Here is a 25,991-nt window from a genome sequence, read left to right on the forward strand (position 1 = left end):
CCGCCGTCTGTGGTCGGGCGGGGGCGGCGACGTACCCTCGTCCCTGTGACTGACACCGCCGAGACGCCGCTCGGCCGCAAGCGGCGGGCCCGTCGGATCGCCCGGGCGCTGGAGCAGGCCCACCCGGACGCCCACTGCGAACTCGACCACGCTGACGCGTTGCAGCTGGCGGTGGCGACGATCCTGTCCGCCCAGTGCACCGACGAACGGGTCAACTCGGTCACCCCGGCGCTGTTCGCCCGGTACCCCACGGCCGCGCACTACGCCGCCGCCGACCGGAGCGAGGTGGAGCAGCTGATCCGGCCGACCGGCTTCTTCCGGAACAAGACCGACTCCTTGATCAAGCTGGGGCAGGCGCTGTTGGAGCGGCACGACGGGCAGGTGCCGGGCCGGCTGGTCGACCTGGTGAAACTGCCCGGCGTCGGGCGGAAGACCGCCAACGTCATTCTCGGGAACGCCTTCGACGTTCCCGGGCTCACCGTCGACACCCACTTCCAGCGGCTGACCCGTCGCTGGCGGCTGACCGACGAGAACGACCCGGTGAAGATCGAGTTCGCGATCGGGGCACTGATAGAGAAGCGCGACTGGACGATGTTCTCGCACCGGATCATCTTCCACGGTCGCCGGGTCTGCCAGGCCCGCAAACCAGCCTGCGGAGCATGTTCGGTGGCTGCGATGTGTCCGTCGTACGGCGAGGGCCCGACCGATCCGGCCCAGGCCGTCCGGCTGCTCAGGGGGCCCCGGGCGGCCGAGCTGGCGGCGCTCGCCGGGGTCGATCCGGCGCTGGCGCCCACGGCTGCCCCGGAGGGGCCGTGACGGGCCAGGCGCGCCGGCTGGGCTCGGCGGCGCTGGCGGCGGGCGTGGCGCTGGCGCTCGTCGCCGGGTGCTCGGGCGACGCGACGCCGCCGGCGACCGCTGCCGCCTTCGCTTCCTGCGCCGGGCTCACCGCGCCGGACCGCGACCCCGGTATCCGGGACGGGTTGCCGGCGCTGTCGTTCGAGTGCCTGACCGGCGGGGCGGTGGTGCGGCTGGACCAGCTGGCCGGTCCAGCCGTGGTGAACCTGTGGGCCACCTGGTGCGCCCCGTGCCGGGCCGAGCTGCCGGCGTTCCAACGGCTCGCGGAACGGGACGCGAGTCCGGTCCGGGTCATCGGGGTGCTCACCGGGGACGAGCCGTCCCGCGCCGCCGAGTTCGGCCAGGCGACAGGGGTGCGCTTCCCGCAGCTCGTGGATCGGGACCACCAGCTCGGTCGGGCGTTGGGTCACAGCGTCCTCCCGCTCACCATCTTCGTCGACGCCGGCGGGCGGGTCGCCCACGTCTACCGGGGGCCGCCGCTGACCGACCGGGCCCTGTCCGACCTCACCGCCCAGCGTCTCGGAGGTGTCGCATGACGGCGGAGCTGCCCGCCTGGTGGGAGCCGTTGCTGAGCCGGGCCCGTGCCGCGCGGACCCGCGACTTCACCCAGCTGCGCCGTCCCGAGCCCGGCGGCCGCCCGGGCGCCGTGCTGGTGCTCATCGGCGATGACGGCGACACCGGCCCGGACGTGCTGGTCATCCAGCGTCCGGACACCATGCGCACCCATGCCGGCCAGCCGGCGTTCCCGGGCGGCGCCGCCGAGGCCGGTGACGCGGGGCCGACGGACACCGCCCTACGCGAGGCCGCCGAGGAGGTGGGTCTGGTTCCGGCGTCGGCGGTGGTGGTGGCGCAGCTGCCCCCGCTGTGGATTCCGGTCAGTGATTTCACCGTCACGCCGGTGTTGGCGTGGTGGCGGGCGCCGCACGAGGTGGGGCCGCGTCAGCCACGCGAGGTCGCCCGGGTGGCCCGGCTGCCGGTGACCGAGCTGGTCGATCCGGAGAACCGGTTGCGGGTCCGGATGCCGAACGGGTGGACCGGCCCGGCCTTCGATGTCGGCGGGATGCGGGTCTGGGGCTTCACGGCCGGGATCCTGGCCACAGTTCTGGACTTCGCCGGCTGGTCACGGCCCTGGCCCACCGATCGGATAGTCGACCTTGCACCATCCGTCACCACGAGCGGACCGCGCGTCGTGGTCGACGGCGTGGCACCGCCCGTACTCTGAACGAGTGTCCCCGGTTGACTTTGTCCTCATCGTGCTCGCGCTGGCGTTCGGATTCAGCGGCTACCGGCAAGGCTTCGTCACGGGCATTCTGTCCTTCTCCGGATTCTTTGTCGGAGCGCTGGTGGGGCTACAGATCGGTCCGTGGGCCGCTGACCAGATCGTTGATCCCACCTGGAAGGTGACGGTCGCGCTCGCCGCCGTCTTCGGACTGGCGGTCGCTGGTCAGGCCGCCGCCGGGTTCCTGGGGGCGAAGGTGCGCCGGGCCATCCCCAACCGGACCGGCCAGCTCGCGGACGACATCGGCGGGGCCGCTGTGTCGTTGCTGGCGATGGTGCTGGTCGTCTGGCTGGTCGCGGTGCCGCTGGGAGTGTCGGCGCAGCCGTGGCTGGCGTCAGCGGTACGCAACTCGCGGGTCCTCGACGGCATCGACTCGGTCGTTCCGGCCGAAGCCAAGGCGTTGTCCCAGAAGCTGCGGGACAGCGTCGACACCCGGGGCTTCCCGGACGTGTTCGACGGGCTCGACGCAACCCAGGTCACCGAGGTGGCGCCGCCGGACCCGGCGTTGGCGAAGTCACCGGCGGTGGCCGCCGGTCGGCGCTCGGTGGTGAAGGTGCTGGGCACCGCGCCGTCGTGCTCGCGGCGGATCGAGGGCTCGGGGTTCGTCTATGCCGCCGAGCGGGTCATGACGAACGCCCACGTGGTGGCCGGCACCGACCGGGTGCGGATCGAGCTCGACGATGACCTGCACAACGCCCGCGTCGTCGTGTACGACCCGGGTCGTGACCTGGCCGTCCTGCACGTTCCGGGGCTCCGTGCCCCGGTGCTGCCGTTCGTCGGCAAGCCGGCGCCCGCCGGGGCCGACGGCCTCGTCCTGGGTTTCCCGTTGGACGGACCGTTCAACGCGCAGGCCGCCCGGGTGCGGGAGCTGCGGCAGATCACCGGGCCGGACATCTACGAGAAGCGGAAGATCAACCGCGAGGTGTACACGCTGCGCTCGTTGGTGCGTAGCGGCAACTCCGGTGGACCGCTGCTCGCCGCTGACGGTCGGGTGCTCGGGGTCATCTTCGCGGCCGCCGCGGACGACCGGAACACCGGTTTCGCCGTCAGCGCGGCCGAGGCCGCCGGCGTCGCCGCAGCGGGAAGGACCAGCAACGACAAGGTCCGCACCGGCAAGTGCGCCTGACCTTCCTCTGACCGTGGCTCAGTGCGCTGGCGGTCCGGTGGCGCGGTCAGTGGCGCCGCGTCGGGTGGACCGGATCGCGAGCGCCGCGACCGCGAGCGCCACCACCATCCATCCGGCCATCGGCCACCACCAGCGGTTGTTGTCCGCGGGACGGTCGACGCTGGCCGCGGCCAGGTCGGCCGGCGCCGCGGGGGTGGCCCCGAAGGCGGCCGCCTGCGGGGCTGCCGCGGCGGCCGGCGTGGGGCGGGCGGCCGACTGCCGGGGTGCGGCGGCCCGACGCGGCGCCTGGGCGACGGCGGCGCTGGAGCGCAGCGGGTTGGCGGCGACGGGCTCGCCGGACCAGGTCAGCGCGGCCACCGGGTCGACCACGCCGAAACCGTAGGCGTCGTCGCGGCCGGCGGGACCGATGTCGCGGGACGTGCGGATCATCTGGTTGACGACGCTCGCCGCGGACATCCCCGGCCAGCGCGAGCGGATCAGCGCGGCTGTCGCCGACACCAGCGGGGTGGCGAAGCTGGTGCCCTGGACCGTCCAGTAGCCCCCGGGACGGGCCCCGACGAGGCCGGCCGCGGGGGCGCTGAGGACCGATTCGGGGCCGCTGACCGACTTGGGCCAGCGTCGGGTCGGCGGCTGGTCGAGTCCGGCGACGGCCACGACCCCGGGCACGCGGGCGGGGAACCAGACGTCCGCGCCGGTGCTGGGAGTGAGATTGCCGGTGCAGGCGACCACGACGACGTCGTTGTCGAACGCGTAGGTCAGGGCGTCGGCGAGGGCGTCGTTGTCGCCCGGGCCGCCGAGCGAGACGTTGATGACCTGCGCGCCCTGGTCGACCGCCCACCGGACGCCGCGGGCGACGACGGCGGCGTCGTCGTAGCGGTTGCTGGCGTCGAGGACCCGCACCGGCAGGATTTCGGCGTCCGGGGCGAGGCCGACGACGCCGCGCCGGTCGTCGGCGCGGCCGGCGATGAGCCCCGCGACGGTGGTCCCGTGCCCGACGGCGTCGTATCGGCCGTCACGACGGCGGTCGACGAGGTCGAGCCCGGGCCGGACCTGTCCCCTGAGGTCAACGTGGGTGCTGTCCACTCCGGAGTCGACGACGGCCACGGTGACGCCGGCGCCGGTCGCATGCCGCCAGGCGGCGCGGGCGTCGAGGAGGTCGAGCTGCCACTGCTGCGCCCGGATGCTGTCGGCGCGGGCCGGGAGGTTGGCGGCTGCTGCGGTCGCGTTGCCGGTGGCGGCCGCGTCGACGGTGGTGGAGGCGACCGCGGCGGTGAGCACGACGAGCGCGGCGGCTGCCAGACGACGTGGGGTGAACGGCGAGGGGACGGGCAACTCAGGACCAATCCTCAAAAATCGGATTATCGACCTAAGGTTACCTCGTAACCACCTTTAATGGTTGAAGCACCTATTAGCCAGGCAAATGCGCCACCTGGATCAACCCCGCAGCCCGTCGCCGGGTGACGAGCCAGCCGCGACCCGGAGGTAACGGCGACGGACGAGTCGTCCCCAACAGCGCCCCCTCCTCCCGGTCCCCGGACATCACCAGACCCGGCGACGCCAGTTCCCGCAGACGTTGGATCACCGGCTCGAACAACGCCCGCCCCGCCCCGCCCGAACGCCGCGTCACCACAAGATGCAGACCGATGTCCCGGGCCTGCGGCAGGAACTCAAGCAGCGGCAACAGCGGATTGATCGGTCCGTTGGCGACCAGGTCGTAGTCGTCGACGAGGACGAAACACTCCGGCCCGGTCCACCAGGAACGGTCCCGCAGCTGCTGCGCGGTGACCTCCGGCCCCGGTAGCCGTCGCCGCATGTAACCGGCCACCGAGTCGATCAGCTCAGCCGTCTGGGCTGTCGCGGTTCCGTACCCGATCAGGTGATCGGACTGGATCGCCCCGAGCAGGCTCCGGCGGTAGTCGACCAGGATGATCCGGGCCTGGTCCGGGCTGAACCGGCGGGTCAACGACGTCGCGACGCCCCGCAACAGGGTCGACTTGCCGCACTCCGCGTCGCCGAAGATCAGGAAGTGCGGATCGGCGGCGAAGTCGATGGTCACCGGACGCAGATCAGCCTCGGCGATCCCGATCGGCAGTCGCAGCCCCAAGCCGGCGGCCAGGTCGAGCTGGTCGTACGGCAACACCGCCGGCAGCAGCCGCACCCGCGGGGCGCTCGGGCCCGCCCACGCCGCGGCGACGGCTCTGACCAGCGCGGTCCGGTCCGGCCCGAGCGCGGCGATCTCCGGACGGACGGTGAGAAAGTGCAGGCCCGCCGCGGTGACGCCCCGGCCCGGGCTCCGTTCAGGAACATTCGCGGCGGCCTTGCGCGACACCACCGAGTCGGTCGGGTCGCCCAACCGCAGTTCCAGCCGGGAGCCGAACAGGTCCCGGATCCCCGGGCGGAAGTCCATCCACCGGGCCGCCGTCGCCACCACGTGCACCCCGTAGGACAGGCCCCGGGTGGCGATGTCGGTGAGCACCGGCTCCAGATCCTCGAACTCCCCGCGCAAAGTCGACCACCCGTCAACGACCAGGAACACGTCGCCGAACGGGTCGTCGGCGATCTCCCCGGACGCCCGTCGGGCGCGGTAGGCCCGCATCGACTCCACACCCGACTCGGCGAACCGGCGCTCCCGGTCCGTCAACAGCGTCGCGGCCTCCCCGACGGTGCGCCGCACCGCCGCCACGTCCAGCCGCCCGGCCACCCCGCCGACGTGCGGCAGATCCCGCAGCGAGCCCAGGGACCCGCCGCCGAAGTCGAGGCAGTAGACCTGCGCCTCGGCCGGGGTATGGGTCAACGCCAGACCGGCCACCAACGCCCGGACCGCGTGCGACTTGCCCGACTGCGGCCCCCCTACCACGGCGACATGGCCGGCGGCCCCGTCCAGGGACAGCCACAGCAGGTCCCGACGCTGCTCGAACGGCTTGTCGACCACCGCGACCGGCGCCTGCAACGCGCCGTGCAGCTGCGGGTTCGCCACCGTCAGCCCGCGTGCAGCGTCGGCGACGACAGGGCCGAGCAACTCGTCGAAAGCCGACGAGTCGGTCAGCGGCGGCAGCCAGACCTGGTGCGCCGGCGGGCCCTGGCCGGTGATCCGGTCCACCAGAATGTCCAGCAGGCTGTCCCCGCTGGCTGGGGCGGGCGTCGCGGGCGGGCGCTCGTCGGCATCCGGCAGCGGCACGAAGTAGCTGGTGAACGGTTGCGTCCGCGTGGCCGGGTCGCCGCCGTCGGCGACCACCGGCGACTGGCGCACATGCGGCCCGGAGACGTACGCGGCCTTGAACCGGATCAGCGGCTCGGTGCCGAATTTCAGGTAACCGTGCCCGGGGGAGCGGGGCAGCTCGTAGGCGTCCGGCGCCCCGAGCACCGCCCGCGACTCCAACGCTGAGAACGTCCGCAGGCCGATCCGGTACGACAGGTGGGTGTCGAGCCCACGGAGCCGACCCTCCTCCAGTCGCTGGCTGGCCAGCAGCAGGTGCACCCCCAGCGAACGCCCCAGTCGTCCGATCTGGACAAAGAGGTCGATGAAGTCCGGTTTCGCCGACAGCAGCTCGGAGAACTCGTCGCAGATGAGGAACAACGACGGCAACGGGGCCAGCGGCGCCCCGCCGGCGCGGGCCTTCTCGTAGTCACGCTGGCTGGCGTAGTTGCCGGCCGAGCGCAGCAGCTCCTGACGGCGGACCAGCTCGCCGTTGATCGCGTCGACCATGCGGTCCACCAAAGGCAGCTCGTCTGCCAGATTCGTGATCACCGCGGCGGTGTGCGGAAGCCGGTCCAGCGAGGCGAACGTCGCCCCGCCCTTGAAGTCCACCAGGACGAAGTTGAGCAGCTCCGACGAGTGCGCCGCCGCCAACCCCAGCACCAGGGTGCGCAACAGCTCCGACTTGCCTGAGCCGGTCGCCCCGATGAGCAGGCCGTGCGGACCCATCCCGTCCTGGGCTGACTCCTTGATGTCCAACTCGACCGGTCCACCCTCGACGCCCACGCCGATCGGGGCGCGCAGCAGGTCCCGGTTCGGACGGGGCGCCCACGCGGCGTCCGCGTCGAAGCCGTACGGATCGGGCACTCCCAGCATCTCGGCCAGACCCACGTCCGTGGCGAGCGGCTCGTCCCCGGCGGTGGCCTTGGCCGCCAGGCGCAGCGGAGCCAGCTGTCGAGCCATCGACTCGGCCTCGGCCGCGGTCAGGGCGTCCGGGGCGCCGATCTCGGCGGCGTCGTCCAGCGCCAGCGTCTGTAGCTGACCGTCAGCGACGGTGAGGACCAGGGACGCCCGGTCCAGTAACCGCGGCGGCGCCTGGCCGACCTCGATGACGGTGACGGCCTCGACGCCGCCGTCGTCGGCGAGGTGGGCGGCGCCGGTGAGGTCGCCGTCGTCGCAGATGACCACCAGGTGCGGGCCGTCGGTCGGTGGCTGGCCGGGGCTGAACCGGGACCGGCGGGCCAGCGTCTCCTCCAGCAGCCGCTCCAACTCCACCGCTGTGCTGGCGATGAGCCGGACCGGTCCGAGCAGGTCAGCGCGGCTCGGGTGCTGGACGTGCGGCAGCCACTTGACCCACTCCCAGGCGGCTCGCCGCTCCGGACCGGCGCAGACCGCGATGAGCAGGTCCTCCGGCGAGTGGAAGACCGCCAGCTGTACCGCCATCGCGCGGGCCAACTCCCGCGCCCGGTCGGCTGACTCCTCGTCCGATCCGCTGAGGAACACCCGGCCGAACCCGCGCACCGACACAGCGACGGGCAGTTCCGGCGCCACCGCGTAGGTGTCCAGAAAGCGTCGCAACGCCCCGGCGGTCATCGGCTCCAGGTCGTCGTGCGGGCGGGTGGCCGGAGCGACCAGAGGCGTGGCCAGGGTCTGCGGGCCCACCCCGACCCGAACCACGCCGAAGTCCGCGTCGCCGCGTCGCCGCTCCCACAACCGGTGGCTGGCGATCGTCGACCACAGCTGCTGCGGCGCCGGGTGCCGGTAGACGAGGCCGCGACGCTGGGCGGCCGCGTTCTCACGCACCTTCCGGCGCAGCGCGGCCAGGTGCAGCAGGTACTCGCGGCGCGCATTGATCAGCTCCGCCTTGCGCGGCCCGCCGCCGCCCCACGAGGTCGCCAGCATGGCCAGCGACGACAGTCCGAAGACGCCGCCCACCACATACGAGTACGCTCCGCCGCCGCGGCCCATCATCATCGCCATCGCGACGGCGCCGCCGAGCATCGGCAGGGCCATGAGCAGCTGCTGCCACCGGCCGCCGGTCGCCTGTGGGATCTCCGGAGGCGGGTCCACCGCGATCTCGCCGGACGGGATGTCCGGCGCCGGCCGACGGGGGCGGCGTCGAACCACCACAGTGCTCACGGATCCTCCACGGCCCGGCGAAGAGGGTCGGCCGGGCGGAGCCCATGGTAGGTAAGGTGCCTGCGTTCCCGCAGCACCGTCGTGAGAGGAGGCGGCGATGGCCGTCGATGTCAGTGGGCGGACCGGCGTCGCCGCTGGACTGTCCAGAGTCACCGTGAGCGCCCCGCGACGGCGCGTCGACCTCACGGTTCCGGAGCACCTGCCCGTGATCGAAGTCCTTCCCGAGTTGCTGCGACACGCGGGCGAGGACCTGGCCGACGACGGCGAGCGGCAGGGCGGCTGGCTGTTGCGGACCGCTGACGGCGCCGTGCTGGCGCCGGGGCAGTCGTTGTTCGCGCAGGGCGTCCGGGACGGGGCGCTGCTGTTCCTGGCGCCGGCCAGCGCCCGGTGGCCCGAGGTCGAGTTCGACGACGTGGTCGAGGCCATCGCCGACGGGTCCCGTCGCCACGGCCCCGCGTGGTCCGCCCTCGACAACCGGGCGGCCGCGCTGGCGGCGGCGGGGGTCCTGCTAGCGCTGCCGTTGCTGGCGTTGGCCGGCCTCGGCGTGGCCCCCGGGGTCGGCGGGCCGGTGGCGTTGGCGGTGGCGTTGCTGCTGGCCGGCGCCGGCGTCGCCGGCTCGCGGGCCTACGGCGACGCCGTGCTCGGCGTGGCTTTCGGCGCGTTCGCCCTGCCGTACGCGTTCGTCGGCGGCGCCCTGACCGTCGCTGCCGACGCCGGCATGGGCGTGTTCGGCGCGCTGGGTTGGCTCGGTGCCCCGCAACTGCTCGTCGGCTCTGTCGCGATGACGATCGTGGCCGTGGCCGGACTGGTCGGGGTGGCCGGCGTCCGCGCCGTGTTCGTCGCCGGCGCGACCGCCGGCGCCCTCGGCGTCGCGGCCGGGCTCGGGGGCTACGCCGGGCCCGCCACCTCCGTGGCCGCGGTGACCGTGGCGGCGCTGGTGTGCGGGATCGGCCTGCCGCCGTTGCTGGCTATCCGGCTCGGACGGGCGCCGGTGCCACCGCTGGCGGTCGACGCCACGGAGGGGGCCGGCCGGGGCCCGGACCGGCAGGAGGTCGGCGCCGCCGTCGCCCGGACCAGTCGAATCCTCGGCGGGCTGCTGGTCGGTCACGCGGTGGTGTGTGGGTTGGCGATGGTCGTGCTGGCCACGCACGGCGGCCTGTTCGGGAGGCTGCTGGTGGCGGTAGGGGCGGCTGCGCTGCTGCTGCGGGCTCGGCTGTTCGTCGCCGTCGCGCACCGGACGCCGTTGCTGCTCGCGGGGCTGGCCGGCCTCGCGGCCGTCGGGGCCGCGCTGGTCCTGGTGGCCGCGCCGCCGACGCTGACGGCGCTGTGCGTCACGGCGGTGGTCGCGGCGATGGCGACGATGGTGGTCGGCTCCGGCGAACGCCGGCCCGCGTCGCCGTATCTGGGACGGCTTGCGGACCTGTTGGACACGCTCACGGTCGTGGCGGTGATCCCGGTCGCCTGTGCGGTCCTGGGCCTGTACTCCCAGGTCCGAGCCCTGGTCGGCTGACGCCGCGCCGGGTCGTCGGCCCGGAGAGCCACAGGGCCCCGACGCTCGTCGCGCGGGGCCCTGTGGGACAGCTCTACCGGCTCAGTGGCCTTCGCCCTCGAGGGCGACCTGCTCCTCGTGGCGCTTGCGGGAGTTGATGATCTCGGCCTCGGCCTCGGCCCGGCCCACCCAGGTGGCGCCCTCGACCGACTTGCCGGGCTCGAGGTCCTTGTAGACCTCGAAGAAGTGCTGGATCTCCAGGCGGTCGAACTCGGCGACGTGGTGGATGTCCCGCAGGTGCTCCTGCCGCGGGTCGTCGGCCGGGACGCACAGGACCTTGTCGTCGCCGCCCTTCTCGTCGGTCATCCGGAACATGCCGATGGTGCGGCAGCGGACCAGACAACCGGGGAAGGTCGGCTCCGGGATGAGCACCAGGGCGTCCAGCGGGTCGCCGTCCTCGCCGAGGGTGCCCTCGATGAAGCCGTAGTCGGCAGGGTACTGGGTCGAGGTGAACAGGGTCCGGTCGAGCCGGATGCGCCCGGTGATGTGATCGACCTCGTACTTGTTGCGGTGCCCCTTCGGGATCTCGACCGTGACGTCGAAGTCCATCTCACGCTCCTCATTGCCAGTGCTGAACGCCGCTCGGGGCGGGCTTCCCTGTCGCCGCCGGATGCGGACCTTGAGTAGTGTCCCGTAAGGCGACAACGAGCGGGGAGGGTGGGGTCGGTGGAGAGGCATGGTTCACAGGACAAACCACCACAAGACGGTGCGCAATCTCCGGTCGATCCCGTCGAGGTCGGTCCATCGACCGACAAAACCGCCGAAATAGCGGAGCCCGCGGCGGTGCTGTCGGACCGCCGGACCCCCGATGCCGACGACACGGTGTCGCTGGCGGCGGGGCCCGTCATCACTCGTCCGGACGCCGAAGTGACCGTCGTCCTGCCGTTCCTTCGCGGCGCCACCGCCTCGTCGCCGCCGGCATGGCTGCCCTGGTCGGGGTGGTCCCGGCGGAACCGCCTGCTGCTGGCCGCGCTCCTGGCCACCGCCCTGGCTGGCGCCGTCGCGCTCATCGCGGGGTGGCCGCCCGCAGCGCTGGAACGACTCGTGGGCGCCGCGCCCACCCCCACGCCCAGCGTCGGCCCCGAACCCGCCCCAGGTCCGGTGCTCGCCGCGCTGGCCCAGCCCCCGGCCGCCGCGCCGACCGCGGCCGGAGTCAACGCCGCCCTCGCCCCGGTCCTCGCTTCGACCGGCCTGGGCACGGCGGTCGGTGTCTCGGTCGTCGACGTGGCCACCGGGGCGGAGTTGTACGACGCGGCCGGCGACAGGGCCTACATCCCCGCGTCGACGACCAAGCTCGTCACCGCCGCGACCGTGCTCGCCACCCGGGGGCCCAGCTACCGGCTCCGCACCACGGCGGTGGCCGGCGTCCGCCCGGGCGAGGTGGTGCTGGTCGGGGGCGGTGACCCCACCCTGGCGGCCGGCGCTGTCGGCGCCTACGCCGGAGCCGCCCGGCTGGACCGCCTCGCCGCCCAGGTGAGCAGGTCGCTCGGCGGCGTGCGACCCAGCCGCGTCGTGCTCGACGTCTCGCTGTTCGCGGGCGAACAACAGGGCCCAGGCTGGGACGCGGGCATCGTCGCCGGGGGGCACGTCGCGCCGATCACCGCCCTGATGACCGACGGCGGCCGGCTGCGCCCCCGGCAGGGCTCCCCGGCGGCCCGGCACACCGCTCCGGACCTGGCCGCCGGGCGCCGGTTCGCCCAGCTGATCGGAGCGCCACCGACGGTCGTCACGGGCACGGCCCCCGCGCCGCCGGTCCCCGCTCCGGGCAACCCGGTCCCCGCTCCGGGGAGCCCGTTCGCCGCCCCAGCCCCGGGGACGCTGCTCGGCGCCGTCGCGTCGCCCCCGATGCAGCGCCTGGTCGACATCATGCTGGCGGACAGTGACAACGTGCTCGCCGAGGCGCTCGCCCGACAGGTCGCCCTCGCCCGGGACCAGCCAGCCTCGTACGCCGGTGCGTCCTCGGCGATGGACGCCGTCCTCACCGAGCTCGGCCTGCCGGCCGACGAGAGCGGCCTGGTCGACGGCAGCGGGCTGTCCCGGTCCAACGCCCTCACCCCGACGTTGCTGACGGACCTGGTCGCCCTCATCGCGTCCGGCCGGACGCCGGCGCTGTCCGGCCTGTTCAACGGGCTGCCGGTGGCCGGCTGGTCCGGCACCCTGGAGGATCGCTTCCGGGCGCCGTCCGGCGCGGGTCGGGCCGGGCTGGGCGTGGTCCGGGCCAAGACCGGAACCCTCAGCGGGGTCAGCGCCATGGCCGGCGTCGTGACCACCGCTGACGGCCGGCTGCTGGCGTTCTCGCTCCTGGCCAACGACACCACCCTGCCCCCGTACGAGGCGCCGGCGGCGTTGGACGCCGTCGCGGCCGCCCTGGCGCGTTGCGGCTGCCGTTGAGCGCCGCCGGCGCCGGTACGGTTGACGGCATGACGCAGGTGGTGGACTGGGAGCTCGCGGCGGCCGCGGCGGCCGCGTTGGGCCGTTCCGGTCCCCGGGTGACGTTCGACGAGGCCGCGGACGCGGTCCACCAGCTCCGTCAGCTCACGGACGTCGCGGCCGGGCATGTGGCCGCGTACACCGGGCTGTCAGCCCAGGTCGAGCACCCCCCGGTCCGGGTGGTGGACCGTCGGGACTGGGCCGCCGCGAATGTTGCCGGTCTCCGCCAGGTGATGGGCCCGCTGCTCTCCCGGCTCGTCGCGGAGAAACGCCCGTCCCCGGTGGCGGAGGCGATCGGCGCCAGGCTGAGCGGCGCGCAGGCCGGCGCGGTGCTGGCGTACCTGTCCGGGCGGGTGCTCGGCCAGTACGAGGTCTTCGCCGGCGACCCGGGGCAACTGCTGCTGGTGGCCCCGAACATCGTCGACGTGGAGCGGCGTCTCGGCGTCAACCCGCACGACTTCCGGCTCTGGGTCTGTCTGCACGAGGTGACACACCGAACCCAGTTCACCGCCGTGCCGTGGCTGCGCGGGCACTTCCTCGACCAGGTCGGGCAGTTCGTGGACGCGGCCGGGACCGACCGGGACGAGATGGCCGCCCGGCTGCGGCAGGCGCTCGCCGGGATGGCCGACACCGTCCGCGGGCGGCGGACGCGGGTGTCGGTGGTGGATTTGGTGTCGACCCCGGCCCAGAAGGTGGTCCTGGACCGACTGACCGCCCTGATGACGGTCCTTGAGGGCCATGCCGAGCACGTCATGGACGAGGTGGGGCCCGAGGTCATTCCGAGCGTCGCCGCCATCCGTGAGCGGTTCGACCAGCGTCGCCGGTCCGGGAACCCGTTGGAGAAGGCGCTGCGCCGGTTGCTGGGCGTGGACGTGAAGCTGCGTCAGTACGCCGAAGGGCGCAAGTTCGTCCACGCGGTGGTGGAGGAGGTCGGTATGACCGGCTTCAACCGGGTTTTCACCGAACCGGCCGCGCTCCCGGACCTCGCCGAGCTGGCCGACCCGTCACGCTGGGTGGCCCGGGTCGGTCGTTCTGGGCCGACGGCCTGACCGGTGGCCGCGCTTCCGCCCGCTCTGGCCGCGGTCCGGGTGGCCGTGCGACGGTCGTTGGCCGGTCTACCGTCCGGCGCGCTCATTCTGGTGGCGTGTTCGGGCGGCGCTGACTCGCTGGCGTTGGCGGCAGCGGCGCTGTTCGTCGCGCCGCGTCAGGGTCTGCGGGTGGGTCTGGTGACCGTCGACCACGGGCTCCAGGACGGTTCCGCGCAGCGGGCCGCCGGGGTGCTGCGGTGGGCCTCGGAAGCGGGGTTCGCGCCGGCCGAGGTGGCGACGGTGAGCGTCGTGGGCCGCCCCGGCGGGCCTGAGGCGGCGGCCCGGTTCGCCCGGTACGAAGGGCTGACGGGCGCCGCGGCGCGACACGGCGCCGCGGCTCTGCTGGTCGGCCACACCCGCGACGACCAGGCCGAGACGGTCCTGTTGGCCCTGGCCCGTGGGGCGGGCCCGCGCGGCCTGGCCGGGATGCCGGCCAGGCGGGAACGGGACGGGGTGCTGCTGCTGCGCCCGTTGCTCGACGTGCCCCGTGACCAGGCTCGGGCGGCATGCCTGGCGGCCGGGCTGGTCCCCTGGGACGACCCGCACAACGTCGACGCGACATTCGCCCGGTCCCGGGTCCGTGCCGAGGCGCTGCCGGCGTTGGTGGCCGCGCTCGGGCCGGCCGTGGTGGCGAACCTGGCCCGCACGGCCCGGCTCCTGGGCGCCGACAGCGCGGTCCTCGACGAGCTGGCTGTCGTGGCCGCCGGGGCCGCCGCCGACGGCGACGACCTTCGGGTCGGGGAGCTGCGGCGGTTACCCGAGGCAGTCCGGACCCGGGTCCTGCACGCCTGGGCGCTGCGGTCGGGGGCGGTGGGTGGCGCGTTGGCGATGCGCCACGTCGGAGCGATCGACGCGCTGGTGGCACGGTGGCGGGGGCAGGGCCCGGTCCAGCTGCCCGGGGGCGTCGTGGTGTCCCGCCGGGCCGGCCGGTTGACGGCCTGGCGGCCGGCGGGCGCTCCGGGCTCTGGCGGGTCTTCCTCAGATGGCGCCGGGGAGATCGACGACGACGCGCCAGCCGCCCTCGATCTCCCCGGCGGGCTGGACGTGCATGGCGCCGCCCTCTCCGACCACGATCCGGGCGCAGATTCGCAGTCCCAGCTCGGCTGATGCGCTGGTCGGACGGCCCACTGCGGTGTTCGAGACGGTGAGTCGGACCCGTCCGCCCTTCTCGGCGGCGCTGACCGTGACCGGGGCGCCGGGGGCCTGGCGGGCGCTGGCGGCCAGCAGGTGCAGGAAGACTCGCGCCAGGGCGTGCTGGCGGACATGCACCGTGATGCCGTCCGGGACCTCCCAGGAGAGCTTGTCGCTGTCGGCGCGGCCGATGGGGGCCAGCGGGGCGAGGGCTGTGGCCAAGTCCTGGTCCCGGCCCACGGCCCGGCGGTCGACCTGTCCGCGCAGCCCGGCGAGCGCCCCGTCCAGGGCGGTGATGAGGCGCAGTTGGGCGGCGGTGGGCGCGGGCCGTTGCCCCGGTGGTCGTGGGGTCAGACGGTCACCGGTCCGGTCGTCGACCCGTCCGGCGGCGCCGCGCATTCGGCTGGTGAGTCTGTGGACGCAGGCGGCGGCCCGCTGGGCCAGCCCGTGGCTGCTGAACCCCGCTGTGCGCGCGTCTGACACTGGGCCGCCTTCCCTGGCCGCGCCGACGGCGACCTGCTGACGGGTACGGCCTGCTGGACGCCGCGGTTGGGTTGCGGGTCAGGTTCAGCCGGTCAGGGTGGCGCTCCGGTCCGGTTGGCCGACGGCCAGGCGCCGGATCGGGTGACAGACATGGGCGAGTCTGGCGAATCGGTTGACCCGGATCGCTGAGGGTCCCCCGCGTAGCGCGGCCGCGGGTGATACGGCACTCTTAACGGCATGGCAGACGGCTCCTGGTACGACGCCGACATCGACCGCGTGATCATCTCTGAGAAGGAGATCCAGGAGAAGGTCGAGGAGCTGGCGGCCGAGGTCGCCGCCGACCACGCTGACGTCGAGGACGGGGTCCTTCTCGTCTGTGTCCTCAAGGGCGCGTTGATGTTCATGGCCGACTTCTCCCGCGCGCTCGGCCGCATCGGTCCCTCGGCTGAGCTGGAGTTCATGGCGGTCTCCTCGTATGGACACGGGGCCACCTCGTCCGGCGTGGTGCGCATTCTCAAGGATCTGGACCGGGACATCGCCGGCCGCCGGGTGCTCGTGGTCGAGGACATCGTCGACTCCGGGCTGACGCTGTCGTGGCTGCTGCGCTACCTGGAGTCGCGGCGGGCGGTGAGCGTGGACGTGGTCGCGCTGTTCCGTAAGCCCGATGCGGTGAAGGTGAACGTTCCGGTCCGTTATGTCGGTTTCGATCTGCCGAACGAGTTCGTTGTCGGCTACGGCCTCGACTACGCCGAGCGCTACCGCGAGGTCCCGTACGTCGGGGTGCTGCGTCCCGAGGTCTACAACCGCGACTGACCGGCCCACCATCGCGTCGGGGCGTCTATGACGCCGCGCCCCGCCCGGCCTCGCTGACGGTGTACCGTCGAGTGACCGGTTGTCTGTTCACGTATGACCGCCGGTCTCGTGGTGGCCGACGTCGATCAGGAGGGTCCGGGCGCCTAGCGTCCGAACAACAGCATGGAACGTACGCGTTTCTTCCGCCGTCCGGTGGTCTGGATCGTCCTGGTGATCATCGGGGCGATCGCGCTCAGCTCGTTCTTCACGGGCGGGCCCAGCTACCACACGGTGACAACGTCCGAGATCCGCACCCAGCTCGACGCTGGCGGCATCAGCAAGGCCGTCATCCTCGACAAAGAGCAGATTCTGCAGCTGGACCTCAAAGACGAACGGACCTTCGGCCGCACCAAGACCAAGCTGATCGAGGGCACCTACCCCAGTGGCGCCGAGGGGGACATCTACCAGCTCGTCGTGGCCGCCCAGAAGAACGGCAAGGTCGACACGTACGACGCCAAGATCAACGAAGACAGCCTGCTGGTCAGCCTCCTGCTGAACCTGCTGCCGATCGTCTTCCTGGTGTTCCTGCTGCTGTTCTTCATGTCGCAGATGCAGGGCGGCGGCTCACGGGTGCTCAACTTCGGCAAGTCCAAGGCCAAGATGGTCTCCAAGGACATGCCCAAGACGACCTTCGCCGACGTCGCCGGCGCCGACGAGGCCGTCGAGGAGCTGGAGGAGATCAAGGACTTCCTCCAGAGCCCGGCGAAGTACCAGGCGCTCGGCGCGAAGATCCCCAAGGGGGTCCTGCTGTTCGGCCCGCCCGGAACCGGTAAGACGCTGCTCGCGCGGGCCGTCGCCGGCGAGGCCGGGGTGCCGTTCTACTCCATCTCCGGCTCGGACTTCGTCGAGATGTTCGTCGGCGTCGGCGCCAGCCGGGTGCGTGACCTGTTCGAGCAGGCCAAGACCAACGCCCCCGCGATCGTCTTCGTCGACGAGATCGACGCCGTGGGCCGGCACCGTGGCGCCGGCATGGGCGGCGGCCACGACGAACGCGAGCAGACCCTCAACCAGCTGCTGGTCGAGATGGACGGCTTCGACGCCAAGGGCGGCGTCATCCTCATCGCCGCCACGAACCGCCCGGACATCCTCGACCCGGCGCTGCTGCGTCCGGGCCGCTTCGACCGCCAGATCGCGGTGGACAGCCCCGACATGGAGGGCCGCAAGGCCATCCTGCGGGTGCACGCCAAGGGCAAGCCGTTCACGCCCGACGTCGAACTCGACTCGGTCGCCCGACGGACCCCCGGCTTCACCGGCGCCGACCTGGCGAACGTCATCAACGAGGCCGCCCTGCTGGCGGCCCGTAATGACAAGCGCGCCATCGGCAACGAGCTGCTGGAGGAGTCGATCGACAGGGTCGTCGCCGGCCCGCAGCGGCGTAGCCGGGTGATGAGCGACCACGAGAAGAAGATCACCGCCTACCACGAGGGCGGGCACGCGCTGGTGGCCTGGGCGCTGCCGCACTCCGCGCCGGTGCACAAGGTGACGATCCTGTCCCGTGGGCGCTCGCTGGGTCACACCCTGGTGCTCCCGGTCGAGGACAAGTACACCCAGACCCGCGCCGAGATGATCGACACTCTCGCCTACGCCCTCGGCGGCCGTGCCGCCGAGGAGCTGATCTTCCACGAGCCGACGACCGGCGCCGGCAACGACATCGAGAAGGCCACCAACCTGGCCCGGGCGATGGTCACCCAGTACGGCATGAGCGCCAAGCTCGGCGCCGTCAAGTACGGCACCAGCGGCGACGAGCCGTTCCTGGGCCGCACCTACGGCCACCAGCAGGATTACTCCGACACCGTCGCGGCCGAGATCGACGCAGAGGTGCGCGCGCTCATCGAGATCGCCCACGACGAAGCCTGGGAGATTCTCGTCGAGTACCGCGACGTGCTCGACAGCATCGTCCTGGAGCTCATGGAGAAGGAGACCATCTCCACCTCCGACATGGCCCGGATCTGCGAGCGGGTCGTCAAGCGTCCGCCGATGGCCCCGTACAACGGCATCGGCAAGCGGCGTCCGTCGCAGGGCGCTCCGGTGCTCACCACCGCGGAGCAGGAGGCGCTGGCCCAGCAGGCCGCCGCCAACGGCGCGCAGGCGACGGTCAGCGGCGGCGGCGAGCAGCGGGAAGGTCAGCACTGAGCACGCACGACGCCGCTCCAGCCTCCGGCGCGCCGCTGGACTACCTGGCGGCCCGGATCGTCGACGGCAGGTTGACCGGCGGCCCGGTCGAGGGCGCCGTCGACCTGCCCCGGATCGAGAGGGCCGTCCGGGAGATCCTGTTGGCGGTCGGCGAGGACCCGGACCGCGACGGTCTCATCCGTACCCCGGCCCGGGTGGCGCGGGCCTACGCCGAGCTCTTCGCCGGCCTGCGGGTCGACCCGGAGCAGGTGCTCACCACCACCTTCGAGGCCGACCACGACGAGTTGGTGCTGGTCCGCGACATCGAGGTGATGTCGCTGTGCGAGCACCACCTGCTGCCGTTCAAGGGCGTCGCCCACATCGGCTACATCCCCGGGCCGGACGGCCGGATCACCGGTCTGTCGAAGCTGGCCAGGCTGGTCGAGGTGTACGCCCGACGTCCGCAGGTCCAGGAGCGGCTGACGTCCCAGATCGCCGACCTTCTCATGTCCAAACTGGTCGCGAGCGGCGTCATCGCGGTGCTCGAGTGTGAGCACATGTGCATGGAGATGCGGGGCATCCGTAAGGCCGGCGCGAGGACGATCACGTCAGCGGTGCGGGGTCTGTTCAAGGACCAGGCCAAGTCCCGCGCCGAGGCGATGAGCCTCATCATCGGCCGCTGACGGCTGGCCCCCGCGCAGCGGTCACAGCAGGGTCAGCAGGGCGAACAGCAGCGGAACGGCGCACACCACCGCCCCGACTCCCGGGGTGCGTCGGGCGGCTCCGTCCGCCGCCGGCGGAAACACCAGCCCGACCATCACCCAGCCCAGCACGAACGCCAGGATCGGCATGCCGACCCCCCACGCCTGTGCGTAGACCGACGCGGGCGCGCCGGAGGCGGCGTAGAGCACCAACTCGACGAGCGCCGCCACCAGGGCGAACGGCGCGTAGACGAGCAGGTTGCGTGGCCAGGCGGCGGTCGGGGCGACCGGGACGTGGACGATGAGGCTGTCGGCGCGGTCGAGGTCGATCGCGGCGAGCCGCAGCGCGGCCAGCGCCCGGGCCGGGTCGACGCCGACCCGCGCCGTCGCGGCGCCGGACTCGACCGAGGTCGGTGTCAGCTCCATCGCCGACACCCCGGTGGCGGCGAGTCGGGACGCCTGGTCGGCGAGCCGCGGCCGGAGCGTCGCCAGCTCGGTCGCGACGAGCTGACGACCGGTGGCGCCGTCCGGGTCGGCCAACGCCCGGCAGGCCAGGTCGAGTTGTTGGACGGTCGCCACGTACGCGCCCCAGGCGTCCTGGCTCACCCGATGTCCTCTCCGGCGGCGAACGGCGCCACCAGGGACGTGCGGTCGGTCCGTCGGTCGTACAGCAGGACCCGCCCGGGCCGGTGGCGCCAGTCGAGGGGTTGCCCGGTAAGGGCGGCGACGTCGATTCCCGCCACGTCGAGGAAGACCAGACAGCCGAGGCTGTCGCGGCCCCGGGCGCCGAGGGCGTCGGCGAGCCGGCGTCCGCTGCGCCACCACGACAGCAGCCGGACGCCGCGTTCGGGCCCGTTGCGCAGGAGGTCGCGCAGCGTGTCGCCGGGGATCCGGCCGGTGTCGACGAGCGCGTCCATGCCGAACACGACGAGGTAGCAGTCCCTCGCCGCGGCGCCGGCGAGGTCGGCGCTCTCCACCCGGGTCACTTCCTGCCCGGCCCGGGTGAGGGCGGCGGCGAGATTGTCGGCCACCGCGACGCTCTCGATCTCCTCTTCGCAGAGCACGAACCGGGTGGGCCGGGACGGGATCGCCAGCGAACGCGCGGCCACGTCGAGCAGGCGGGCGCCGTCGACACCGGAGCCGACGATGGCCACATGGCTGCCGGCGGTGGCGTCCATCGCGAAGGCGGCGGTGGCCCTGGGCAGGTCCACTGTGTGTCCGAGTAGCACGGCCGGTCGGGTGACGGTTCCGGCGAGCGCCGCCCGGTACGTCGGGTCGTCGGCCAGTCGGGGCGCCTCGCCGCCGAAGAAGACCGTCGGCGGGGTGGTCTCCGGACGGCGGGCGGCGAACCATTCGTCGCGCCAGGCGACCAGCGCGGACCGGCTGGCGTACGGGTCCGGGAAACGGATGGTGCGTTCGTGGCCGCGGGTGGCGCCGCGGGGGCCGCCGAAGCCACCGGCGGTGTTGACGACGGCGGCGCCCAGGCCGAGGCTGGCCGCAGCGTCGTTGCTGGGGTCGAGGATGTCGCCGCCGCCGGGCAGGGCGATCCGGACCGGGAACTGGCCGCCGATGGGGTCGCGGGTGCTGGCCAGGGACTCGGCGCCGCGCAGTCCGGCGCCGGCGAGGATCAGGTGGATGCCCTGCTGGCGCCCCTGCCGGGCCAGTTCCTCGATGAGAGTACGGGCTTCCTGCGCGAGCGCGTCCTCGGCTGCCAGCAGCTGTGGGTGTTCGTCGATGACGCAGAGCACCCGGGGGCTGCGGGGGGCGTCGGCGCCGCGCAGTTGGTGGAAGCGCTCCACACCGGCTACGCGGCAGGTCTGTTCCCGACGCCTGGTCTCGGCGGTCAGCTCGCGGAGCACGGCGACCGCGAACTCGCGGTCGGCGTCGATGCCGAGCACCCGGGCATGCGGCAGCCATCGCGCGTCGGTGGGGGCAAGCTCGGCGGCTGCCCCGCCGGGCGTCAGGTCCACCAGGTAGAGGGCCAGCTCACCGGGGGAGTACCGGGCACACAGTCCGTGTAGGACGTTGAGCAGGAAAGCCGTCTTGCCGCCGCCGGGACGTCCGCTGATCATCCAGTGTGGGGTGGCGTCGTTGAGTCGTAGCTCCAGCGCGCGGTCGCCGTCAACGCCGACGGTCACGGTGAGCCCGTCGGTGGCGTCGCCGTGCCAGCGGCGTTCGGGGAGGAGATCGGCCAGACGCGGGGCGGCGGTGGCCGCCTGCCGGCCGGCAAGGGCCGCGCACAGGCGCGCGACGAGCGCGGCCGGGGGCGCCGGGTCGAGCTGCGCCGGCGCGGTCAGGCCGCCGACGAGAGCCCCGGCCCGGCCGGCAGGTCGGCTGGCGGCTGAGCCCGGCGTGGGCAGGGCGGAGAGTCCGAAGAGGGCCCCCGGCGGGTTGCCCACCCGGGCGCCGTCGTCGTCGAGGCTGATGGCGGTGGACCGGGGCAGGCCGGGGGCGGTCGTCGGCCAGCCGGCGACGACCAGATGAAGGCCGAGCTCCGGCCCGCGGTCGGCCAGCGCGGCGATCCGGGTCAGGTCGTCATGGTTGGCGCCCGCGGGCAGGGCCGCGACGACCAGCAGGATCAGGTGGTTGCGCTGCGGTGGTCGGCCGGCGACCGGCGCGGTCCACCGTTCGAGGTCGCTCAGGGTGGAGCGCAGGCCGGCGAGCTCGGTGACCGGCGGGGCGAGCAGCCCGGTGTCGGCGAGGGAGGCGAACGGGGCGAAGACGGCGCCGCCGTGCCCGTCGACCGGGTGGACGAGCAGCGTCTTGGCCGGGGAGGCGGCAAGCAGTCGCAACAGGATCGACTGGAGCAGGCCGGCGACCCGGCTGTCGCGACCGTCCCGGTCTGACACCAGATGGCCCTCGCCGGCCAGTGGCACGAGCAGCGGGAAGGAGAGTCCGATGCCTGGGCGGGCCACGCCGATCCGCAGGCGCCGGGCGTGTGGCTGGTCGCCGAACTCGCCGTCCTCGCTCGCGTTGGCGAGGTCCCGGCCGAGCCAGTTGGGCGCGAGGTCAGCGGCGATAGCGGTGAGCCGGTCGCACAACTCACGCGGCGCCTCCGGCGAGGGCGGCGGCGGGCTGGGCCGGCTGAGGAACGCCTCGACGGCGCTGGCGGTGGCGACCGCCTGGCGATGCACGGCGGTGACGCCGGCGATGCTCGGGTGGGGGCCCGCGGCATTGACGGGGCTGTTCGTGGGCACGGTGGTGACGTCGTCGGACCGTGTCGTCACCGTAGGCCACCTCCTCGCCACCGGTAGACCGTAGCGCAGCGACCGGCGTCGCAGCTCATCCGGCGGGCCTGGCCGAGGTTGAATCACTCGACCGGCCGCTTACCTGGTCGGCGCGGACGAGGTCGGCGGATCGATGGACAGCAACGGCAACGGCAGCGGCCGGTCCGGCTCGGGCCGATGGCCGGCCGAGGTGGACGGGCTGGGCGAGCCGGCCGGGGCGACGGGTCCGGGGCTGGCCGCCGGCGTGGCCGTCGGGGTGGCCGTCGGGGTGGGCGAGATGGTCGGAGACGCGGCGTCGGGCCCGCCGACGACCACCGGCTCGGACAGCGCCCCGGGCCGGCCGACCCAGTGCCCCCGCGTCGAGAGGACCGCGTACCGCCATCGTCCTGGGGGGACCCCGGCGTCCCGGCAGGTGGGCGTCGTGACGAGCCGGCGGCAGGACCCGGCTGGCTGTACTGGCTGGTCCGTGCCCTCGGCGAACCGGAGCACGAGGTATCCGTCCGGGGTCGGCCGGGGCGTGTCCCAGCGGAGGGTGACCGCCCGGCCCGCCGACTCGGCGGTCGGCGACCCCACCACCGGCAGCGCGGCGGTGGTGGCCTGGGCGGTGGCGGCGCTGTCAACGGTCCAGGTGGCGTACGCGGTTCCGGTGGCGGCGCCGGCGACCACGATGCCGGCGACGGTGAGCGCGTAGGCGGTGCGCCGGCTCATCTCAGGCCTCTCGTCAAGGGGCGGAGCTGGTGACAGGGGTCAGCTCAGCCGGAACGGCAGTGTGAAGGCGGCGCCCTGGCAGCCGTTGTCGCTGTCGATGGTCATCCTGAGCGCGTCCTCGACGACGAAGCGGCGGCTGCCCCGTGGCGGGATGGTCCAGTCGACCGGGCTGGTCCGCATGATGATGCCGGTGCGCCGGCAGTCGGGGTGGTGCCGGTCGGCGATCGCCGCGCCGTCGGGGCTCAGCAGCCGGACGCGTCCGGTGTGGTCACCATGGTTGATGACGGTGATGGCGAGGGCGGCGACGCGGCCGGGGATGAGTGGCCGCCCGACGATGGCCACCCGGGTGATCTCCAATCGGCCCGGCTCGGCGGCCTCGGCGGGCCGTAGCGCGGCCATGACCGCGCCGACGGTGGCGACTGCCGCGACGGACATGACGAATGTGCGGAGGGTGCGGCTACGCATCGTGCGCTCCTTGCGAACGTGGGTCTCCGGGGCCGGCGGGGCCGGGCGCGGCTGGCGCTCCGGCCCCGCCGGGCGGTCAGGACGCGGCCGGGGCAGGAGCCGGGGCGTCCTCGGCGATGCTCTCGGCGGTGACGACGACCGGGACGCTGAAGGTGGCGCCCTGGCAGCTGTTGACCGACTCGTTGGTCATCTCGATGGCCTTTTCCAGGACGAGCTGCCCGGTTGTGCCGGCTTCGACGATCAGCGGGGTCTTCATGGCCTCCGGGTGGAAGACGACGCCGGTCGCGGCGCCGGTGCAGCCCTTGGCCTCGGCAGCTGCGTTGGCGCGGATGCCGCCTTCGGCGAGCGCGATGCTGGTGACCTTCATCCGGCCGTTGTCCGCGGGGTTGGCGACCTTCATCGACAACGCGGCGAACGCGCCCGGCCGCAGCTTTCCGTTGATCGCGACATCGGAGACGGCGACCTTGGCGAGGGTGCCGGCCTCGACGGTGCCCTTGCCGGCGCTGCTGGAGGTCCAGGCGGCGAAGGCGATGCCGGCGATGGCGACGCCGGCGACTGAGGCGGCGGCGATGACGGCGATGCGCTTGGTGCTCTTGGCCATGGGGGAGGCTCCTTGATGTTCGGGGAGGAGAGCGGCGACTACGCATGGGGAACGGCGGAATCAGCCGCAGCGTTGTTGGCTGCTACAAATGTGGGCGAATGTCCGTCTAATAGGGTGAGTTGGCCGGGATACCACTTCGACCGGACGAAGTGGAGCGATCGCTATTCGGCCGATGGGGTATCGGTTATCCGGAGACGACCAGCGTCAGGCGTCAGGTGTCAGGCGGTCAGGCGTCCGGGAGCGAGGCGCCGCGCAGGTGCTCGAAGATGAGACTGGTCTCGGCGTGCGCGACCTCGGGCAGACTGATCAACTCGTCCATGACGAAGTCGCGGAGCGCGCCGGCGTCGGCGACCGCGACGTGCAGCAGGTAGTCGGTGGCGCCGCTGACGTGGAAGACGCCGATCACACCGGGCAGGGTCGGGGCCAGCGCCCGGAACCGGGCCACCTGGTCCCGGCTGTGCGCGGCCAGCCGGACCGCGACCATCGCCTGGAGCGGGCGCCCCAGCGCGGCCTGGTCCACCTCGGCGTGGAAACCGCGCAACACGCCGCGCTCGCGTAGCGCCCGGACCCGGGCCAGGCAGGTCGACGGGGCCACCCCGACGGCGGCGGCCAACGTGGCGTTCGGGGTACGGCTGTTGGCGGACAGCAGCGACACGAGATGCCGGTCGACGGCGTCCAGGGCCGCGGCGGCTGGCCGTGAATCGTTCGGCATACCATCATCCTGGCACGGACGGCTTGGGCATGTGTTCGCCCTCAGGTGCCCTCGACAGCCGAATGTTCGGCGATCTTGCCTGTCCGCGACGTCTTGTTCACCATCGCCCCATGAACCAGCGACCTTTCCCCGCCGGCCTCTCGCCCGCGACTCTGGCCGTCCGGGCCGGCCGCGACCCCGAGTCGCTGGGCGGCGCCCATGTGCCGCCGATCGATCTGTCGACCACCTATCCGCTGCGCGACGTCCTCTCCGGTGGTGACAGCTACGAGGCGTTGGCCACCGGCGGGGTTCTCCCCGACGACGGCAGCCCGGTCTACCAACGGCTGTGGAACCCGACCGTGGCCCGGTTCGAGGAGAGCCTGGCCGTCATGGAGGAGACCACCGAGGCCGTCGCGTTCGCCTCCGGCATGGCCGCGGTGACCGCGTGTGTGCTTGCCGCCGTGGCGGAGGGTCGGCCGCACGTCGTGGCGGTCCGGCCGTTGTACGGCGGCACCGACCACCTTCTCGCCAGCGGCCTGCTGGGCGCTGAGGTGACCTGGGCCGAACCGGACGCCGTCGCCGCGGCGGTGCGCCCCGACACCGGTCTGGTCATCGTCGAGACGCCCGCCAACCCGGACCTGCGCCTGGTCGACCTCGCCGCCGTGAAGGCGCAGTGCGGAGCCGCCGCGCTCCTGGTCGACAACACCTTCGCGACGCCGGTGCTGCAACGTCCGGCCCGCTTCGGCGCCGACCTCGTGCTGCACTCGGCGACCAAGTTCATCGGTGGCCACGGGGACGCCATGGGCGGCATCGTGGCGTGTGAGCCGCGCTGGTCGTCGGCGCTGCGACGGGTCCGGGCGGTGACCGGGGCGCTGCTACACCCCTGGGCGGCGTACCTGCTGCACCGGGGTTTGCAGACACTCCCGGCGCGGATGCGCGTCGCGCAGGACGGGGCCATGAAGCTCGCGGGTCGGCTGGTGGAGCACGCGGCCGTCACGGTGGTGCGGTACCCGGGGTTGGCCGAGTGCGATCCGACGGGTCTGGTGGGCCGGCAGCTGTCCGGGCCGGGCGCCGTGCTGTCCTTCGAGGTCGCTGGCGGGCACGAGGCCGCTGCGGCGGTGGCTCAGCGGTGTCAACTGATCCTGCACGCGGTGTCGCTTGGCGGCGTCGACACGCTCATCCAGCACCCGGCCTCGTTGACGCACCGGCCGGTCGCCGCGGACGCCAGGCCGGACGCCGCACTGCTGCGGCTGTCGATCGGTCTGGAGGACCCGGACGACCTGTGGGCCGATCTTGCCGCGGCTCTGGAGTGACGTCGCCGCTCCCAAGCCATCGACCATGGTTGATGAAAGACGGCG

Annotated in this window: 21 protein-coding genes and 1 pseudogene; 12 read left to right on the forward strand and 10 right to left on the reverse strand. The window is 73.3% G+C overall.

Annotated elements, in window-relative coordinates:
- The first annotated feature begins 9 nt into the window (after nucleotides 1-9).
- From nth to ABD287_RS07390, 4 genes are read left to right on the forward strand one after another with little or no spacing between them, the layout of a single operon-like run.
- Nucleotides 10-816, forward strand: a complete 807-nt coding sequence (nth, locus tag ABD287_RS07375; RefSeq protein WP_344170243.1) for an endonuclease III — start codon at nucleotides 10-12, stop codon at nucleotides 814-816.
- Nucleotides 813-1,391 carry a TlpA family protein disulfide reductase gene (locus ABD287_RS07380; protein ID WP_344170246.1) on the forward strand — a complete coding sequence of 193 codons (579 nt, stop codon included), beginning with the start codon at nucleotides 813-815 and terminating at the stop codon, nucleotides 1,389-1,391. The genes nth and ABD287_RS07380 overlap by 4 nt, the downstream gene beginning before the upstream one ends.
- Nucleotides 1,388-2,077, forward strand: coding sequence for an NUDIX hydrolase (locus ABD287_RS07385; RefSeq protein ID WP_344170249.1), 690 nt, complete (start codon nucleotides 1,388-1,390; stop codon nucleotides 2,075-2,077). Before ABD287_RS07380 ends, ABD287_RS07385 begins: the two co-directional genes overlap by 4 nt.
- Nucleotides 2,078-2,081: 4 nt before the next feature.
- On the forward strand, nucleotides 2,082-3,260 hold the full coding sequence (locus tag ABD287_RS07390) for a MarP family serine protease (RefSeq protein WP_344170252.1): 1,179 nt from the start codon (nucleotides 2,082-2,084) through the stop codon (nucleotides 3,258-3,260).
- An 18-nt stretch (nucleotides 3,261-3,278) separates the two neighbouring features.
- On the opposite strand, the gene mycP is transcribed toward ABD287_RS07390, so the two are convergent.
- Nucleotides 3,279-4,592 (reverse strand): type VII secretion-associated serine protease mycosin, encoded by a 1,314-nt coding sequence (gene mycP / locus ABD287_RS07395; protein ID WP_344170255.1) that lies wholly within the window; start codon nucleotides 4,590-4,592, stop codon nucleotides 3,279-3,281.
- A gap of 76 nt (nucleotides 4,593-4,668) precedes the next feature.
- On the reverse strand, nucleotides 4,669-8,595 hold the full coding sequence (gene eccCa, locus ABD287_RS07400) for a type VII secretion protein EccCa (protein ID WP_344170258.1): 3,927 nt from the start codon (nucleotides 8,593-8,595) through the stop codon (nucleotides 4,669-4,671).
- 97 nt (nucleotides 8,596-8,692) lie between these two features.
- On the opposite strand from eccCa, the gene eccD reads away from it, so the two are divergent.
- Nucleotides 8,693-10,105, forward strand: coding sequence for a type VII secretion integral membrane protein EccD (gene eccD, locus ABD287_RS07405; RefSeq protein WP_344170261.1), 1,413 nt, complete (start codon nucleotides 8,693-8,695; stop codon nucleotides 10,103-10,105).
- Nucleotides 10,106-10,186: 81 nt separating this feature from the next.
- Here the strand turns inward: eccD and ABD287_RS07410 are convergent, their stop codons facing one another.
- Nucleotides 10,187-10,693, reverse strand: a complete 507-nt coding sequence (locus tag ABD287_RS07410) for an inorganic diphosphatase (RefSeq protein ID WP_344170264.1) — start codon at nucleotides 10,691-10,693, stop codon at nucleotides 10,187-10,189.
- A gap of 411 nt (nucleotides 10,694-11,104) precedes the next feature.
- Between ABD287_RS07410 and dacB the strand changes: the two genes are divergently transcribed.
- From dacB to tilS, 3 genes and pseudogenes are all read left to right on the forward strand, one after another.
- Nucleotides 11,105-12,535, forward strand: a complete 1,431-nt coding sequence (gene dacB / locus ABD287_RS07415; RefSeq protein ID WP_425565541.1) for a D-alanyl-D-alanine carboxypeptidase/D-alanyl-D-alanine endopeptidase — start codon at nucleotides 11,105-11,107, stop codon at nucleotides 12,533-12,535.
- 29 nt (nucleotides 12,536-12,564) lie between these two features.
- Nucleotides 12,565-13,623: a zinc-dependent metalloprotease gene (locus ABD287_RS07420; RefSeq protein ID WP_344170270.1), complete on the forward strand. Its 1,059-nt coding sequence runs from the start codon at nucleotides 12,565-12,567 to the stop codon at nucleotides 13,621-13,623.
- A 3-nt stretch (nucleotides 13,624-13,626) separates the two neighbouring features.
- Nucleotides 13,627-14,610: pseudogene (tilS, locus tag ABD287_RS07425) on the forward strand (tRNA lysidine(34) synthetase TilS); the annotation flags it as partial.
- Between the two features lie 30 nt (nucleotides 14,611-14,640).
- On the opposite strand, the gene ABD287_RS07430 reads toward tilS, so the two are convergent.
- A complete protein-coding gene (locus tag ABD287_RS07430; protein ID WP_344170273.1) occupies nucleotides 14,641-15,276 on the reverse strand; it encodes a histidine kinase in 636 nt (211 codons plus the stop codon).
- Between the two features lie 237 nt (nucleotides 15,277-15,513).
- Here ABD287_RS07430 and hpt point away from each other — a divergent pair, with 237 nt between their 5' ends.
- The 3 genes from hpt to folE all read left to right on the forward strand — a co-directional run bounded on the left by hpt (nucleotide 15,514) and on the right by folE (nucleotide 18,923).
- Nucleotides 15,514-16,089, forward strand: a complete 576-nt coding sequence (hpt, locus tag ABD287_RS07435) for a hypoxanthine phosphoribosyltransferase (RefSeq protein WP_344170276.1) — start codon at nucleotides 15,514-15,516, stop codon at nucleotides 16,087-16,089.
- Nucleotides 16,090-16,251: 162 nt separating this feature from the next.
- A complete protein-coding gene (gene ftsH, locus ABD287_RS07440; protein WP_344170278.1) occupies nucleotides 16,252-18,261 on the forward strand; it encodes an ATP-dependent zinc metalloprotease FtsH in 2,010 nt (669 codons plus the stop codon).
- Between the two features lie 35 nt (nucleotides 18,262-18,296).
- Nucleotides 18,297-18,923 (forward strand): GTP cyclohydrolase I FolE, encoded by a 627-nt coding sequence (gene folE, locus ABD287_RS07445; RefSeq protein WP_344170971.1) that lies wholly within the window; start codon nucleotides 18,297-18,299, stop codon nucleotides 18,921-18,923.
- A gap of 21 nt (nucleotides 18,924-18,944) precedes the next feature.
- On the opposite strand, the gene ABD287_RS07450 is transcribed toward folE, so the two are convergent.
- The 6 genes from ABD287_RS07450 to ABD287_RS07475 all read right to left on the reverse strand — a co-directional run bounded on the left by ABD287_RS07450 (nucleotide 18,945) and on the right by ABD287_RS07475 (nucleotide 24,654).
- Entirely contained in the window at nucleotides 18,945-19,547 is a 603-nt protein-coding gene (locus tag ABD287_RS07450; protein ID WP_344170281.1) for a hypothetical protein, read from the reverse strand.
- Nucleotides 19,544-22,168 (reverse strand): FtsK/SpoIIIE domain-containing protein, encoded by a 2,625-nt coding sequence (locus tag ABD287_RS07455; RefSeq protein WP_344170284.1) that lies wholly within the window; start codon nucleotides 22,166-22,168, stop codon nucleotides 19,544-19,546. The genes ABD287_RS07450 and ABD287_RS07455 overlap by 4 nt, the downstream gene beginning before the upstream one ends.
- 99 nt (nucleotides 22,169-22,267) lie before the next feature.
- Nucleotides 22,268-22,876 (reverse strand): hypothetical protein, encoded by a 609-nt coding sequence (locus tag ABD287_RS07460; protein WP_344170287.1) that lies wholly within the window; start codon nucleotides 22,874-22,876, stop codon nucleotides 22,268-22,270.
- Between the two features lie 39 nt (nucleotides 22,877-22,915).
- Nucleotides 22,916-23,341, reverse strand: a complete 426-nt coding sequence (locus ABD287_RS07465; protein WP_344170289.1) for a hypothetical protein — start codon at nucleotides 23,339-23,341, stop codon at nucleotides 22,916-22,918.
- 76 nt (nucleotides 23,342-23,417) lie between these two features.
- A complete protein-coding gene (locus ABD287_RS07470; RefSeq protein WP_344170292.1) occupies nucleotides 23,418-23,942 on the reverse strand; it encodes a hypothetical protein in 525 nt (174 codons plus the stop codon).
- A gap of 226 nt (nucleotides 23,943-24,168) precedes the next feature.
- Entirely contained in the window at nucleotides 24,169-24,654 is a 486-nt protein-coding gene (locus ABD287_RS07475; RefSeq protein ID WP_344170295.1) for an Lrp/AsnC family transcriptional regulator, read from the reverse strand.
- 110 nt (nucleotides 24,655-24,764) lie between these two features.
- On the opposite strand from ABD287_RS07475, the gene ABD287_RS07480 reads away from it, so the two are divergent.
- Nucleotides 24,765-25,946: a trans-sulfuration enzyme family protein gene (locus ABD287_RS07480; protein WP_344170298.1), complete on the forward strand. Its 1,182-nt coding sequence runs from the start codon at nucleotides 24,765-24,767 to the stop codon at nucleotides 25,944-25,946.
- The last annotated feature ends 45 nt before the right edge of the window (nucleotides 25,947-25,991 follow it).

Origin of the sequence: Pilimelia columellifera subsp. columellifera, assembly GCF_039532605.1 — a bacterium.
GTDB classification, from domain to species: Bacteria; Actinomycetota; Actinomycetes; order Mycobacteriales; family Micromonosporaceae; genus Pilimelia; species Pilimelia columellifera.